This window comes from Streptomyces sp. NPDC028314, from assembly GCF_055565795.1.
Genome location: NZ_JBVHTP010000001.1, coordinates 134,741 through 148,946, shown reverse-complemented (window position 1 = coordinate 148,946; position 14,206 = coordinate 134,741). Strand labels below are relative to the sequence as shown.

General features: G+C 72.4%; 14 protein-coding genes. 7 read left to right on the top strand and 7 right to left on the bottom strand.

Features of this window, described 5'->3' with window-relative positions:
- Window positions 1–191 precede the first annotated feature (191 nt).
- Entirely contained in the window at window positions 192–722 is a 531-nt protein-coding gene (locus ACZ4TG_RS00720; RefSeq protein ID WP_468159108.1) for a DoxX family protein, read from the top strand.
- A 110-nt stretch (window positions 723–832) separates the two neighbouring features.
- Here the strand turns inward: ACZ4TG_RS00720 and ACZ4TG_RS00715 are convergent, their stop codons facing one another.
- From ACZ4TG_RS00715 to ACZ4TG_RS00700, 4 genes are all read right to left on the bottom strand, one after another.
- Window positions 833–1,162, bottom strand: a complete 330-nt coding sequence (locus ACZ4TG_RS00715; RefSeq protein ID WP_468159106.1) for a hypothetical protein — start codon at window positions 1,160–1,162, stop codon at window positions 833–835.
- 22 nt (window positions 1,163–1,184) lie between these two features.
- Window positions 1,185–1,466, bottom strand: coding sequence for a DUF4404 family protein (locus ACZ4TG_RS00710; protein ID WP_468159104.1), 282 nt, complete (start codon window positions 1,464–1,466; stop codon window positions 1,185–1,187).
- Between the two features lie 139 nt (window positions 1,467–1,605).
- Window positions 1,606–1,998 carry a hypothetical protein gene (locus ACZ4TG_RS00705; protein ID WP_468159103.1) on the bottom strand — a complete coding sequence of 131 codons (393 nt, stop codon included), beginning with the start codon at window positions 1,996–1,998 and terminating at the stop codon, window positions 1,606–1,608.
- A gap of 132 nt (window positions 1,999–2,130) precedes the next feature.
- Window positions 2,131–2,622 carry an RrF2 family transcriptional regulator gene (locus ACZ4TG_RS00700; RefSeq protein WP_468159101.1) on the bottom strand — a complete coding sequence of 164 codons (492 nt, stop codon included), beginning with the start codon at window positions 2,620–2,622 and terminating at the stop codon, window positions 2,131–2,133.
- Window positions 2,623–2,731: 109 nt separating this feature from the next.
- Between ACZ4TG_RS00700 and ACZ4TG_RS00695 the strand changes: the two genes are divergently transcribed.
- Window positions 2,732–3,472 (top strand): SDR family oxidoreductase, encoded by a 741-nt coding sequence (locus tag ACZ4TG_RS00695; RefSeq protein WP_468159099.1) that lies wholly within the window; start codon window positions 2,732–2,734, stop codon window positions 3,470–3,472.
- 272 nt (window positions 3,473–3,744) lie between these two features.
- Here the strand turns inward: ACZ4TG_RS00695 and ACZ4TG_RS00690 are convergent, their stop codons facing one another.
- A complete protein-coding gene (locus ACZ4TG_RS00690) occupies window positions 3,745–4,209 on the bottom strand; it encodes a hypothetical protein (RefSeq protein WP_468159097.1) in 465 nt (154 codons plus the stop codon).
- 338 nt (window positions 4,210–4,547) lie between these two features.
- Between ACZ4TG_RS00690 and ACZ4TG_RS00685 the strand changes: the two genes are divergently transcribed.
- Genes ACZ4TG_RS00685 through ACZ4TG_RS00665 form a run of 5 tightly spaced genes read left to right on the top strand, consistent with a single transcriptional unit; the run spans window position 4,548 to window position 11,944 of the window.
- Window positions 4,548–5,810 carry a phenylacetate--CoA ligase family protein gene (locus ACZ4TG_RS00685; RefSeq protein ID WP_468159095.1) on the top strand — a complete coding sequence of 421 codons (1,263 nt, stop codon included), beginning with the start codon at window positions 4,548–4,550 and terminating at the stop codon, window positions 5,808–5,810.
- Entirely contained in the window at window positions 5,807–7,114 is a 1,308-nt protein-coding gene (locus ACZ4TG_RS00680; protein WP_468159093.1) for an MFS transporter, read from the top strand. The genes ACZ4TG_RS00685 and ACZ4TG_RS00680 overlap by 4 nt, the downstream gene beginning before the upstream one ends.
- A complete protein-coding gene (locus tag ACZ4TG_RS00675; protein ID WP_468159092.1) occupies window positions 7,111–8,256 on the top strand; it encodes a GNAT family N-acetyltransferase in 1,146 nt (381 codons plus the stop codon). Before ACZ4TG_RS00680 ends, ACZ4TG_RS00675 begins: the two co-directional genes overlap by 4 nt.
- Window positions 8,253–9,401 carry a LuxE/PaaK family acyltransferase gene (locus ACZ4TG_RS00670; RefSeq protein ID WP_468159091.1) on the top strand — a complete coding sequence of 383 codons (1,149 nt, stop codon included), beginning with the start codon at window positions 8,253–8,255 and terminating at the stop codon, window positions 9,399–9,401. Before ACZ4TG_RS00675 ends, ACZ4TG_RS00670 begins: the two co-directional genes overlap by 4 nt.
- Entirely contained in the window at window positions 9,398–11,944 is a 2,547-nt protein-coding gene (locus ACZ4TG_RS00665; RefSeq protein WP_468159090.1) for an acyl-CoA reductase, read from the top strand. Before ACZ4TG_RS00670 ends, ACZ4TG_RS00665 begins: the two co-directional genes overlap by 4 nt.
- Window positions 11,945–12,074: 130 nt before the next feature.
- Here the strand turns inward: ACZ4TG_RS00665 and gap are convergent, their stop codons facing one another.
- Window positions 12,075–13,073 carry a type I glyceraldehyde-3-phosphate dehydrogenase gene (gene gap, locus ACZ4TG_RS00660; RefSeq protein ID WP_468159088.1) on the bottom strand — a complete coding sequence of 333 codons (999 nt, stop codon included), beginning with the start codon at window positions 13,071–13,073 and terminating at the stop codon, window positions 12,075–12,077.
- Between the two features lie 137 nt (window positions 13,074–13,210).
- Entirely contained in the window at window positions 13,211–14,167 is a 957-nt protein-coding gene (locus ACZ4TG_RS00655) for a GlxA family transcriptional regulator (RefSeq protein ID WP_468159087.1), read from the bottom strand.
- Window positions 14,168–14,206: the final 39 nt, after the last annotated feature.

The window sequence follows — 14,206 nt, the reverse complement described above, 5'->3', positions numbered from 1 at the left end:
CTGACTGAAAATTCAGTCAAAGTGACCGACGTCTGGCGGTGCCTCCATGGGCACGCGTACCCCCGTCCGGCCGACTCGCGCATCCGCATACCGGGCATTTCGCCCCGCTGTTCGTCACTCTGGGAGGCGTTGACGCCCTGCCCGCCGCATCCTTCCCCTTCTTCCACCCACCCCCGACAGAAAGTGCCACGATGGCCGAGACCCGCTATCCCCCTCCCCACACCACGACCGGCAGCACCACCCCCTACGACGTGGGCCTGCCCGTGCTGCGCGTCGTGCTCGGCATGATCATGGCCGTCCACGGAACCCAGAAGCTGTTCCGCTGGTTCGACGGCCCGGGCATCAAGGGCACAGGCGGGTTCTTCAGCAAGGCCGGCTACCCGGCCGGCGAGACCATGGCGGTGATCGCCGGTCTGACCGAGACGCTGGCCGCGCTGGGCCTGATCCTCGGCCTGCTCACCCCGCTGGCGGCCGCCGCCGTCGTCGGCATCATGATCAATGCCATCTCCGTCAAGTGGACCGGCGCCGTGCTGGGCCTGGAGGGCGTCGAGTTCGAGTCCCTGATCATCGGCGCGGCCGCCACCCTGGCCCTCACCGGCCCGGGCCGTTTCGCCCTGGACCGCTTCCTGCCGGTGCTCCGCCACCACCGGGTGGTCTACGGCGTCCTCGCCCTCGCCCTGGCGGTCGTACTGGCGGCCATCGTGCTGCTGTTGCGGGACTGATCCGAATCGTCGCGCCCGGGGCCGCCGCGGGCCGTCGCGGCGGCGGCCCCGGGCGCGGACGCGCAGACCGCTCATTCGGGCGGGGCAAGGGCGGTGCGCCGGCCCCTGCGTCAGCGCGTGAAGGCGTTCTCGTCTCCGGGCCCGGTTTCCAGCGCCTGGCGGTCGAAGACCAGCATCCCGAGGAAGAACGGGGCGGTCAGCAGTACGCGCTCGGCGACGGTACCGAGGCGGTCGTGCATGATCGCGGCGACGGGCGAGGCCTCGTTGCTGATCCGGGGGATGTCCTCGATCGCGAGGGCCCTGTCGAGGGCGACCACCGCGGTGGCCAGGTAGCAGAAGGTCAGCCAGCCGAACCACCAGGAGCCCAGCGTCCGTTTCAGCTCCTGCCGGTAGCCCCCGGCCCCGGCTGAACCCCCGCCGCCCGGCAGCCGGACCGGCACACCCGCCGTGCGGGCGGGGACGTCAGATGCCCATGTTGGCCAGAGCCACACCGATGCCGCGCAGGGCCCCGGCGACCTTGGGGTGGCCGGCTTCGAAGCGTTCCACGGCCAGGTTCACCCCATGCGTGACACCTGGGTGGGAAGCGGCGTTGCCGGTCTGGAGCCTGTCCTCGATCCTGTCCATCAGCACATGGATCTGGTCACGCTCCGCCACCGACAGCGTCGGCTGCTCATCGAGCTGCTTGCGCAACGCCCGAAGCCGGTCGCGCAGTTCCTGTTCCTGTCCCTGTTCCTGAACGGACATCCTGGGGTTCTCCTTCGCTCGGCACCACGCGCCCGGCCTCGGCAGCGGAGTCTTCCGCCCGCGCGGGCACAATGCCTCCACTGCCCAGAAGACGCCGGGTGATCCTCCGTCGTCGGCGCCGAATGGCCTTCGGCATGGGTCAGCCGGCGGTGAAGAAGCCTTCCTCCACCTCGTCGAGGATGAATCCGTTGTCGAGGCGCACGCGTACCGTCACGCGCGGCCCCTTCTCCTGGAATTCGATCCACTCGGGTTCCAGGGCTGCGATCTGCTCCGCCAGGCGCCTCTTGCTCTCTGCGGGCATGTCACTGCCGAAGGCATCGAGGAGCGACTTGAGGCGCACGTACTCACGGACTCCCTCGCTCTGGAGCCGGTGCTCGACCACCCGCTCGACGGTGCCCTCGGTGCCCGCTGCGAGGGACAGGGATCCGGCGAACGTCACCGTGGGTGCCGAGGAGCCGTCCACTGCCTCCGCCGCATCGAGCAGCTTGGTCTCCGTCGCCAGCTGTACCCGCTGGCCTTCTGTCAGCGTCATGTGCCTCTTCATTTCTCGGGCGGGTGCGTGGTGCCGCCGGGATCGGCCGCTCACCTCGCGCCCGGGGCCGGATCAGACCCGGGGCGACATCAGTATCGGTGCGGGCGAGGCGAGATCCGAAAGAGAGGGGGCCTAGGCGTCGGACCCGTGCGCCGGACCGAGCCAGGCCCCGATGCTCGGCAGCGCCTCGGGGCCGCTGTCGCGCTCCACCGAGCCGACCAGATCGGCGATGGAGACACCCCGCAGCGACGCCCGCCAGGCGGTTTCGGCGGCGGCCATGACCCGGGCGATGCCGCACGGCTTCGTGCAGTCCTCGGGCGGGGTCCCGAACGGCCCCCGCTGGCGGATCTCGGTGCACACGAAGGCGGGGCCCGCTCCGTCGACCGCCTGCACCACGTCCAGGACCGTGATCTCGGAGGCCGCCCGGGTCAGCGCGTACCCGCCCGTCTTGCCCTGGACGGAGGTCACGAGGCCCGCCCGGGACAGGGCCTGCATCTGCTTGGCCAGGTAGCTGGGCGAGACGTCGTGCAGCAACGCCAGCCGGGCGGCCGGGACCGGCTCGGTCGCCGCGGTCAGCACCACGCAGCAGTGCAGCGCCCACTCGACGCCGCCGGACAGTTTCATACGCCCTCCCATTTGACTCGGATAAAGACTATCCGAGTATCATCTCGGACAAGAGATGTCCGAGTTTGCTGCGCGGGATGCGGCGCTCGATTCACGGAAGGGCACGGTCATGAAGATCACGGTCATCGGCGGCACCGGGCTGATCGGCTCCCAGCTCGTCTCCAGGCTCCGCGAGGCCGGGCACGAGGCCGTCGCCTCGTCCCTGTCGACGGGAGTCGACCTGCTCACCGGCGCGGGCCTCGACCCGGCGCTCGACGGCGCGGACACGGTCGTCAACGTGACGAACTCGCCCACGTTCGACGAGGCCTCCCCGGCCTTCTTCCGCACCACCATGGGGAACCTGCTGACGGCGGGGGAGCGCGCCGGAGTCCGCCACCAGGTCATCCTGTCCATCGTCGGGGTCGACCGGGTGCCGCAGCTGGACTACTACCGGGCGAAGACGCTCCAGGAGGACCTGCTGAAGCAGGGGCCGACCCCGTACTCGATCGTGCGCGCCACCCAGTTCTTCGAGTTCATGGACGCGGTCATGTCCTGGACCGCCGACGACCGCACCGTCCGGCTGCCCTCCACCCGGGTCCAGCCCATCGCGGCGGCCGACGTGGTCGACGCGCTGGCCGACGTGTCCACCGGCCCGCCGCTGAACGGCACGCTCGACGTGGCCGGCCCCGACGTCTTCCCCCTGGACGAGCTCGGACGCCTCACGCTGTCGACCCGGCAGGATCCCCGCACGGTCGTCACGGACGAGCAGGCGGGCATGTTCGCGGCCGTCGACGGCGACGTCCTGATCGCCGGCCCCGACGCCCGTACGGCCCCCACCTCCTACAAGGGCTGGCTCGAAGACCCCCGCTAGGGCGGGCGCGGGGTATCGGGCTGCGCCACGCTTTCGCGCGCTCCGCAGCCCGACACCCCGGGCGACGGGCTCAAATGATGTGAATGCGCTCCAGGTTCCCGGCGGTGTCGCGGATCATCAGGTCGTGCCCCTTGGCGCGCTCGCTCTCGATGAAGCCGAGCAGCAGCACGGCCCGGTTGATGACGTCGGACCTCTCCTGTCATCGAATACGCACCACAACGGCACCACACCCGCATCGAAACCGCACCACCTTTTTGCCCGGGGGGCGTGGGTCAGGCGGCGATGCGCGGCCGACCCGAGAAGTAGGCGCGCCCCCGGGGCAGGTACATCGGGACGACGGCGGCCGCGGCCAGCAGGTCCGGCAGGGCGTCGAACGCGGTCCACCACGCGGGCCCCACACCGTCCGTGCCCAGACCGCCGACCAGGAACAGCAGGAACACGGCGCCCACGAAGGTCAGCACGGCCCGGGCCCAGCCGCGCCCGGCCCGCATCCGCACCGCCAGGAACAGCCAGCCGCCGAGAAGGGCGGCCAGTACGCAGGCGCTCAAGGCGAGTTGGGCGTTCGCCGCGCTCCGCCCGGCGAACTCGGTCAGCTCGTCCAGTCCGGTGGGCGGCACCACGAAGGCACCGAGCAGCCAGACCGCCGGCTCCGCCACGACGGCCGCCAGGGTCAGTGCCCACGCGGCCTCGATCTCCCTCGGGCGCTTCGAGCCCGTCCCGTCCGCACCGTTCGTCATCACAGCCTCCCTCAGGTCCGCCCTGTGGGAGGGCGAACAGGGCGCCGCGGTTCCCTCACCGGCGGCCGCGGCTGCGGAGGTCGCCTCGACCGCGATGGAGACGGCGTCACCCGCGGACGAGAAACCGGTGCAGGCAGCCTCACTGGCCGGAAATATTTTCCCAATTTGGTGACAAGCGCACTGATGTTTCATCATCGTGACCGCACGTCAGCTCTAGACGTGCGTCGAGGAGGCGGGGGCGCCGGGGGGTCCCCCGTTCACACCGGCCGACCCGCAGGCGAGCTCTCGCCGCGCCGCGCCGTGCCTCCCGTCCCGTTCCGTCACCTAGGCAAAGGCCCATGTCCGCCCAGCAACTCTCGGACCTCATACGTTTCGCCCGTCACAACTCGCCCTTCTACCGGGACCTTTACGCGTCCCTGCCGCCGCACGCCGACCGCCTCACCGACCTGCCGGTGGTCGACCAGCAGGAGTTCTGGGCGGCCAACACCCTTGACGACAGCCGCGTGCTGACCGGCCCGCTCAGCGAAGCCACGGTCTACAAGACCGGCGGCACCACCGGGTCCCCCAAGTTCTCCGTCTACACGCGCGACGAGTGGCGCACGTTCGTCACCTCCTTCGGCCAGGGACTCGTGGACACGGGTCTGCGGCCGGGACACCGCGTCGCCGATCTCTTCTACGCCGGCGAGCTGTACGCCAGCTTCCTCTTCGTCCTCGACTCGCTCGCCCACGCCCCCGTGGACAACGTCCGCCTCCCCATCGGAGGCGGCGCACCGCTCGAGTCGACGATCCCCACCCTGCGCGACCTCGCCGCCCAGGTACTCACCGGCACGCCCACCACCCTGTGCCGTCTCGCCGAACAGGCCATCTCCTGCGGTGTCCGGCTCGACTCGGTGGAGTTGCTCCTCTTCGGCGGCGAGGCCCTCTTCGACGACCAGCGGCGCCTGCTGGCGACCGCGTTCCCCGGCGCCGAGGTGCGTTCCGTCGGATACGCCAGCGTCGACGCCGGACTGCTCGGCCGCCCCGTACCCGGATCCGACGCCCGGGTGCACCGGGCGTTCACCCCGTACTCGGTCGTCGAGATCCTCGACGATTCCACCGACGAGCCCATCACCGAACCGGGCAGGCCCGGCCGGGTCGTCGTGACCAGCCTCTTCCGCCGCCTCATGCCGATCATCCGCTACCCCGCCGGCGACCGGGCCGAGTGGACCGGGACCGCACCCGGCCACTTCCGGATCCTCGGCCGAGCGGAGGAGGGCGTACGCGTGGGGCCCGTCTCCCTCTACACCCAGGACGCCCAGGACGCCGTGGCCGCGGCAGACACCGCGGGGCACGTGGTTGGCATGCAGCTCGTCGTCCGCCGCTGGGACGGCCGCGACGGGCTCGTCCTGCGACTGGCCACGGCCCCCGGTGACCACGGCCGGGAGGAACTGGCCGAGGCCGTCGTCAGGGAGCTGGAGACCGTACGGCCGCTGTATCCGGACAGCGTGCGCGCCGGGTTCGTGCACCCGCTGTCCGTGGAGTGGGCGCGCCACCGCGACCTCGCCGTCAACCCGCGCTCGGGCAAGCTCGTCCGGGTCCTCGACGAGAGGCCGACCGCATGACCGCCGCACCCGTGGCAGCGGAGGAGACCGGGGCCGCCGGCCGACGTGCTCCGCTGATCCTGCGCAACCGCGCCTTCGGCGCCGTATGGCTCGGTCAGGTCCTGACCCAGGCCGCCGTACGCATGTTCCAGGTCGGCGTGTCCTGGTGGATCGTCGCCTACGCCGTGCACGACGCCCGGGGTCTGGCCTCCGGGCTGTTCATGGCGGCCTGCACGCTGCCCGCCGTGGCGCTCGCGCCCGTCGTCGCCGGGGCCGTCGCCCGGTTCGCCCACCGCTCGGTCCTGCGGACCTCCGCCGCCCTGGCCGGGGCCGCCTCGGCGGCCCTCGCACTGGGGGCGTACGGCGGGGGCCTGCCGCTCGCCACGGTGTACGCCGCCGGGCTCGCCCTGGCCACCTGCCAGGCGTTCTTCGACCCCTGCCTGACGACCTCGGTGCCCGAACTCGTCGACGACGCCGACATCGAGACGGCCACCGGCTTCGAACTGTCCACCCAGTCCCTGGCCGGGCTCGGCGGAGCGCTGCTCGGCGCCCTGACCGTCGACCGGGCCGGCGTGGCCGGACTGGCCGCCGGCTGCGCCGCCGCCTACCTCGGCGCCACCGTGCTCGTCGCGAGCGCCCGCTTCCGCGGCGCCGCGACGGACCCGGCCAGCGCGACCGACCCGGTCACCGGGTCCGACCCGGCGGCCGCACCCCAGCGGCGCACCCTGCGCCGCATCCTCGGTGAACTGCCCTACGTACGGCGGATCCTGATCTGCTTCACCGCGGCGAACCTCTTCACCGCCGCCGTGTTCGTCGTCATCCCCCTCTACACCCGCTCGGTCCTGATGGGCGGTGGCGGCACCGTGGCACTGCTGGAGGCCTCCCTGGGCGCCGGCGCGCTCATCGGCGCCTTCACCGGAACCCGCGTACCGGGCAAGCCCACGGTCGCCGGCGCCTACTGCCTGGGCCTGATGGCCCTCGCCCTGGTGCTGCCCGGGCTGGTCGCGCACCGCCTGGTCATCGCGGGCTGCCTCGTGGTGGCCGGCTGGTGCGCCGGGGCCGTCAGCGTCCGCTTCGTGGCCCTCTTCCAGCGGCTGGTGCCGACGGATGACAAGCCCGGCTTCTTCGCCGTGATGCAGGCCGTACTGGGCGCCTCCCTGCCGGTGGCGTCCCTGGTGTTCGGTTTCGCCGGCGACTTCCTCTCGCCCCGGACGCTGTGCCTGGTGCAGGGCATCGGCCTGCTCCCCGCCGCCTGCGCGCTGGCCCTGCTCGGGTCCCCTGCCCCCGCCCCGGCTGCCGTGGAACCCGTCGGAGGCGAGCGGTGAACCCCGTCATCACCCCGGCCGTCTGCGCGGACATCGCCGAACTGCGCCAGCTCTACTACGCCGTCTACGGACCGCACTACCCCGTGGCCCTCGGCACCGACCCGGCCGAAATGGCCCGGCTCATCGAAGACCCGCACTCCCTGTGGCTCGTCGGCCGCTGCGCCGACACCGGCGCCCTGACCGCGTCCGCCGCCATCCACGGCGAGGCGGGCAGCCGCATCGGCCGCCTGGAAGGCATCGCCGTGCACCCCGGGCACCGCTCGGCGGGCCTGGCCGCCGCCCTGACCGAGGCACTGTGCGCCGGGATGCTGGACACCGGGCGGCTGGACTCGGTGTACGCGACCGTGCGCACCGTCAGCGCCGGCCCGCAGCGCGTCGTCGCGCGCAACGGCTTCCGCCCGCTCGGCATCCTGCCCAACGCGGTGGATCTCCGCAGCCGCGAAAGCCTCGCGCTCTACGCGCGTCACTCCGCGGGGGTGCTCGACCGGCGGATCCCCGTCACCGAAGTGCCCGCCCCGCTCCTGCCGCTGCTGCGCACCACCGAGGCCGCACTGGACATCGGCTTCCCCGGCGTCCGGGCCGCCGCCGGTCCGCTCCCGGCGCCCGAGCCGCAAGGGGCCGTGGAACGGCTGGAGATGATCGAGGCGCCGGCCTTCGTCCGACGACGCTTCCGCGAGCGGTTCCCCGGCGCCGAGGGCTGGTTCTACCCGCTGCACACCCCGAACGTGCTGCTCACCCCCGAGGACGGCCGGTTCGAGGTCTACGCCTACCTCAACCGCGCCGGAGGGTACTGCTCCCTGCTCACCGCCCACCCCGACCCCGCCGCCGCGGCCGCGTACCTCGAACCCGTCACCCGGGCCCTGGCCCGCGCCGGCGCCGGCTACGTCGAGGCCCTGGTGCCGCTCGCGCACCTGGAGGCCCTCTCGGCCTTCCTGTCCCAGGGGTTCGTCGCCGGAGCCATCTATCCGGCCATGCGCGCGGACGGCGACGGCTTCCACGACTACGCCGTCCTGTCCCGTTCCAGCGAGCGCATCGACTTCCGCGGCGTCGCCGTCGAACCGCCCCTCCAGCCCTATCTGGACTGCTACGTGTCGGCCTGGGCGTCGACGCACCTGCCCACATCATCCGAGGTTGCCTCATGAACCCCCATCTCGCGCCGGTCGCCGTACCCGACCCGGCCCTCCTGCCGCACGTACAACAGCTGTGCGACCTGACCGACCCGTACGCCTTCGGGCCCGCCCAGGACGAACTGTTCGCCGCCGCCATGGCGGAGACCAACGCCTGGCACACCGAGCGCTCCCCGTTCTTCCGCTCCCTGTACGAGGAGACTCCCGCGGCGGAGCCGTACCGCGCCCCGCTCGTCCACGCGAACTTCTTCAAGCGCCACGAGGTGCTCTCCGTCCCGCCCGAGGACGTCGAACTGCACCTGACCTCCTCCGGCACCACCGGCCAGAAGTCGCAGATGTTCTTCGACCACTGGACCATCCGCTCCGCCCAGCGCATGGTCGCCAGGATCTTCGAGCGCAACGGCTGGATCACCCCCGACCAGGAGGTCAACTACCTCCTGTACAGCTACGAACCGGCCCCCTCCCTGAACCTCGGGACCGCCTTCACCGACAACTACCTGTGCGACTTCGCCCCGGCGCGCAGCGTCGAGTACGCGCTGCGCAACACCGGCGCGGACCACGAGTTCGACCCCTTCGGCTGCATCGCCGCACTGCGCCGCTTCGAGCGGGAGGACGCCCCGGTCCGCATCCTCGGCTTCCCGGCCTTCCTCTTCTTCACCCTGGAGCGGATGCGGGCCATGGGACTGCCTCCGCTGCGCCTGCCCGAGGGCTCCCTCGTCGTCCTCGGCGGCGGCTGGAAGGGGCACGCCGACCGGCGCATCGGCAAGGAGGAGCTGTACGCACGCGTCACCGAGCAGCTCGGCATCCCGGGCGAGCGGATCCGGGACACCTTCGGGTCGGTGGAGCACTGCATCCCGTACATCGAGTGCGACCACCACCGGCTGCACGCCCCCGTCTGGTCCCGGGTGACGATCCGCTCCACCCGCACGCTCGAACCCCTGCCGTACGGGGAGCGGGGCTACCTGCACCTCGTATCGCCGTACATCACCTCCGTACCGGCGCAGAGCGTGGTCATGGGCGACCTCGCCTCCCTCCAGCCGGGCGACGCCTGCGGGTGCGAGCTGCAGACCCCCTGGTTCACCGTCCACGGCCGTGCCGGGGTGAGCCGCAACCGCAGCTGCGCGGTGGCCGCAGCGGAACTGATGAAGGGCATGGCGTGACCGTGACGGAGACCGCGTACGAACAGCACGGCGAAGGCGCCGCGCACCACTACTGGCAGGGCGCCTTCGTCGGCGACGAGGAGGCCGGGCGCCGCCTCGCCGACCTGCCGGCCGCCGTCGAGGCCGCGCTGGCCGAGGGGCTGGATACCGAGACCGTCCTGGCCGCCTGCGACGCCCTCGCCACCGCCCTGTGCGACCCCGCCCACCCGGTACACGCCCGGCTCGCCGCGCACCTGCCGGACGGCGAGGACCCGGCCGTCCTGGCCGAACTCGGCGGGCTCCTCGGCCGCCGGGAGCTGACCCGCAAGCTGCGCCGGGAACTCGGCAGCGCCACTCCCGGCCGGCTGAACCGGGCCGATCCGCGCGAGACGGTCTACGAGGCGTGGGCGCCCGTCGGCCTGGTCGCCCACATCGCCCCGGGCAACGCCGCGACGGTCGCGCCGCTGAGCGTCGTCGAAGGCCTGCTCGCCGGAAACGTCAACATCCTCAAGACCAGCAGCGCCGACACCCTCCTGACCCAGCACCTGATGGCCGAGCTCGCGGCCCTGGACCCCAGCGGCGCACTGGCCGCGCGGGTCATCGTCCTGCGCTTCCCGTCCTCCCGACAGGACTGGCTGCGCCTGATGTGCGCGCCCGCGGACGCCGTCGCCGTATGGGGCGGGGAAGGCGCCGTCGAAGGGGTGGCGGCCCATGTGCCGGCCGGCTGCCGGCTGGTGGAGTGGGGGCACCGGATCTCCTTCGCCTACCTGACGAGCGACGCCTGGTCGGACGCCGGCACGCTCGAAGCCCTCGCGGACGACGTGTGCCTGCACGAGCAGCAGGCGTGTTCCAGCCCCCAGGTGGTCTACCTCGACACCGAGGACGAGGGCGAGGTGTTCGCCTTCGCCGAGCGCTTCGCCGCGGTCCTCGGCGCCCGGCCGCCGGCCGTGACCGCCGCTTCGGCGGGCGAGCCGGATCCCGCCGAGGAGGCCGAGCTGACCACCACCGAGCTGGTGGCCCGGCTGGAGGAACACCTGGGCCTGACCCGCGTGTTCGCCGCGCCCGACGGCTCGTGGCGGGTCATGGCCGACACCCGCTCCCCGCTCACCGCCTCGCCGCTGCACCGCAGCGTGTGGGTCAAGCCGCTGCCCCGCAAGCGGCTGATGGCCACCCTGCGCCCGATGCGCCGCTACCTCCAGACCGCGGGCCTCGCGGGCAGCCGCACGGACATCGCCGAGCTGTCGCGCACCGCCCTGGCCGCGGGCGTCACCCGCGTCACACCGGTCGGCGCCATGCTGGACAGCTACGCTGGCGAGCCGCACGACGGTGTCTACGCCCTGCAGCGCTACAGCCGCCGCGTCGCGGTCCAGGCCGACCCGGCCCGCTTCGCCACCACCGCCTGCCTGGACGACCTGGCCCGGCCCGTCCTCCTGCCGCAGCCCGAAGGCCCGCTGCTGGGCAAGGAAGACGTACAGGAACCGGCCCGGCAGCTGGCCCGGGCCGATGCCGAGCTGTACTTCCGCAGCGGCGGCAGCACCGGCGCGCCGGCGCTGTCTGTCTTCAGCTACGACGACTACGACACCCAGATGCACGCCGCCGCCCGCGGCCTGCTCGCCGCCGGCTACGACCCGGTCGGGGACCGCACCGCCAACCTCTTCTACTGCGGCGGCATGTACGGCAGCTTCATCAGCTTCTTCTCCGTACTGGAACGACTCGGCGGAGTACAACTGCCGCTCTCCGCGGGGCCGGACCACCGGGCGACGGCCCGGGCCATCATCGACCACGGGGCCGACACCCTCTTCGGAATGCCCTCCTACCTGTGGCAGCTGCTGCACGCGGAGGCGGACGCCCTGCGCGCGTACGGCGGCCTGCGCAAGGTCTTCTACGGCGGCGAGCACTTCACCCAGGAGCAGCAGCGCACCCTGAAGGACACGTTCGGCATCGAGACCATCCGCTCGATCACCTACGGGAGCACCGACCTCGGCCCGCTCGGATACCAGTGCACCGAGAGCACGGGCGGCGTCCACCACCTGCACGCCGACCTGCACACGATGGAGATCCTGGACCTGGCCGAGGACCGGCCGGTGGCCCCGGGCGAGACCGGCCGGCTGGTCTTCACCACCCACGCCCGGCGCGGCCAGCAGCTGGGCCGGTACCTGATAGGCGACCTCGGCCGGGAGATCCCGGGCCGCTGCCCCTGCGGCCGGCACGCGCCCCGCTTCGAGCTGCGGGGGCGCACCGGTGACGTGATGCGGGTGGCCACGTACTTCCTCAACCACCGCCGCTTCCTGGCCCTGGCCGAGGAACAGGGCGGCCACCGCGGCGAACTCCAGATCCGCCTCGACGGTACGGACACGCGCGAGCGGCTGACCGTACGGGTGGAACGGGCCGCGTCGACGGATCCGGAGCGGCTGCGGGAGGTCTTCCTGGCCGGCTACCCGGAACTCGGCTCGGCGGTGGGCGAGCGGCTGCTGGACCTGGTGGTCGAGCCGGTCGACGGCGCGTCGCTGGACCGCAGCCCGACCAGCGGCAAGCTCCTCGCGGTGGTGGACGCACGCCGCTAGCGCGTCACGGTCCCGCGATGCCGCCGCGCGGCCCCGTACGGGACGGACGCCCCATGCCGCTGCCCCCGGCCGGCCGAAGCCGGACGGGGGCAGCGCGCTGCGGTACCGCGGGTCCGCCGCGGCGTCCGGTTCAGCCGGTGGCGAGGAGCGTGAGGGTGTCGATCACGCGGTTCGAGAAGCCCCACTCGTTGTCGTACCAGGCGACGACCTTGACGTGGCGGCCGTCGACGCGGGTGAGAGCGGAGTCGAAGATCGCCGAGGCGGGGTTGCCCGTGATGTCGGACGACACGAGCGGGTCGTCCGAGTACTCCAGTACGCCGGCCAGCGGGCCCTGCGCCGCGGCGCGGTACGCCGCCAGCACGTCGTCGCGCGTCACGTCGCGGGCGACGGTCGTGTTGAGTTCGACGATCGAGCCCACCGGAACCGGCACGCGGATCGAGTCGCCCGACAGCTTGCCGTCCAGGTTCGGCAGCACGAGGCCGATCGCCTTGGCTGCGCCCGTCGTGGTCGGCACGATGTTGACGGCGGCCGCGCGGGCCCGGCGGGCGTCGCGGTGCGGACCGTCCTGCAGGTTCTGCTCCTGCGTGTAGGCGTGCACCGTCGTCATGAAGCCGTGCTCGATGCCGGCGAGCTCGTCGAGTACCGCGGCCAGCGGTGCGAGGGCGTTGGTCGTGCACGAGGCGTTCGAGACGATCGTGTGCAGCGCCGGGTCGTACGCGTCGCTGTTGACCCCGTACGCGAGCGTGACGTCGGCGCCGTCCGACGGCGCGCTGACGAGGACCTTCTTCGCGCCCGCCTTGACGTGGCCGCGAGCGGCCTCGGCCGACGTGAAGCGGCCGGTCGCCTCGAGCACGATGTCGACGCCGAGCTCGGCCCAGGGCAGCTGCTCCGGTTCCCGCTCGGCCAGCACCGCGATGCGCCGGCCGTCGACGACCAGGGCGTTCCCGTCCACGGTCACCGGGCGGCCGAGCCGGCCGGCCGTGGTGTCGTAGGCCAGCAGCCGTGCGAGGGTCGCGGGCTCCGTGAGGTCGTTGACGGCGACGACCTCCAGGTCGCTTTCACGTTCGAGCAGTGCGCGCAGCACATTGCGTCCGATGCGGCCGAAACCGTTGATGGCGATACGAGTCATGAGCGGTGTCCCCTTCTGTTCACCACCAGGTTCGCCCCGGGCACCCGCCCGTGACAGCGGCGAGATTGCCACGGTTCAAAAGGATCTCGCCAAAACGATCTCACCAGAACGATCTCGCAGGTGGTGGGTGGCGCGGGCTACCTGCCCTGGGTGAAGGTGCGCCGGTACTCGCTCGGCGTAGTGCCGAGGATGCGCTGGAAGTGCAACCGCAGGTTGGCGCCCGTGCCGAGGCCTACGTCGGAGGCGATCTGCTCGACGCTCCGCTCCGAACGCTCCAGCAGCTCACGGGCCACGTCGATCCGGGCCCGCATCACCCACTGCATCGGCGTGTACCCCGTGTCCTGGGCGAAGCGCCGCGAGAAGGTACGCGGCGACACCGCCGCGTGGTCGGCGAGCGCCTCCAGGGTCAGGGGCTCGCCGAGACGGTGCAGCGCCCACTCGCGGGTGGCGGCGAACCGCTCGCCGAGCGGCTCGGGCACACTGCGCGGCACGTACTGCGCCTGGCCGCCACTGCGGTAGGGCGCCGCCACCAGGCGCCGGGCGGCGTGGTTCGACGCGGCCACACCGAGGTCGCGGCGCAGGATGTGCAGGCACAGGTCGATGCCCGAGGCGGCGCCGGCCGAGGTCAGCACGCTGCCCTCGTCGACGAACAGCACGTTCTCGTCGAGCCGGACGAGCGGATGCTTCGCCACGAGTGCCCGTGCGTAATGCCAGTGGGTCGTGGCGCGCTTGCCGTCGAGCAGACCCGTGGCGGCGAGCGCGAACGCCCCCGTCGAGATGGCGGCGAGCCGCGCTCCCCGGTCGTGGGCGGCGATCAGCGCGTCGATCACGGCCGGCGGGGGGTCGTCGCGGTCCGGGAAGCGGTAGCCGGGGACGAAGACGATGTCGGCCCACGCGAGTGTGCCGAGCCCGTGGGACACCGAGTACGACAGGCCGTCGCCGCCGGTCACCAGGCCGGGCGCCGCCCCGCACACCCGTACCTCGTACGGCATGCTCGCCCGGGTGGCGAAGACCTGCGCGGGAATGCCGACGTCGAGCGGTTTCGCCCCTTCGAGCACGAGGACGGCGACGCGATGCAGGCGGGAGGCTGACACAGGCAAAAGGGTACGCGGGCTGTCGAAACCCCCGACGCA

What these genes read in the sequence shown, in the direction of transcription:
- ACZ4TG_RS00720 (WP_468159108.1), top strand. Translation starts at nt 192, where the DNA reads ATGGCCGAGACCCGCTATCCCCCTCCCCACACCACGACCGGCAGCACC.
- ACZ4TG_RS00700 (WP_468159101.1), bottom strand. Translation starts at nt 2,622, where the DNA reads ATGAAACTGTCCGGCGGCGTCGAGTGGGCGCTGCACTGCTGCGTGGTG.
- gap (WP_468159088.1), bottom strand. Translation starts at nt 13,073, where the DNA reads ATGACTCGTATCGCCATCAACGGTTTCGGCCGCATCGGACGCAATGTG.
- ACZ4TG_RS00705 (WP_468159103.1), bottom strand. Translation starts at nt 1,998, where the DNA reads ATGACGCTGACAGAAGGCCAGCGGGTACAGCTGGCGACGGAGACCAAG.
- ACZ4TG_RS00685 (WP_468159095.1), top strand. Translation starts at nt 4,548, where the DNA reads ATGTCCGCCCAGCAACTCTCGGACCTCATACGTTTCGCCCGTCACAAC.
- ACZ4TG_RS00710 (WP_468159104.1), bottom strand. Translation starts at nt 1,466, where the DNA reads ATGTCCGTTCAGGAACAGGGACAGGAACAGGAACTGCGCGACCGGCTT.
- ACZ4TG_RS00690 (WP_468159097.1), bottom strand. Translation starts at nt 4,209, where the DNA reads ATGACGAACGGTGCGGACGGGACGGGCTCGAAGCGCCCGAGGGAGATC.
- ACZ4TG_RS00670 (WP_468159091.1), top strand. Translation starts at nt 8,253, where the DNA reads ATGAACCCCCATCTCGCGCCGGTCGCCGTACCCGACCCGGCCCTCCTG.
- ACZ4TG_RS00680 (WP_468159093.1), top strand. Translation starts at nt 5,807, where the DNA reads ATGACCGCCGCACCCGTGGCAGCGGAGGAGACCGGGGCCGCCGGCCGA.
- ACZ4TG_RS00695 (WP_468159099.1), top strand. Translation starts at nt 2,732, where the DNA reads ATGAAGATCACGGTCATCGGCGGCACCGGGCTGATCGGCTCCCAGCTC.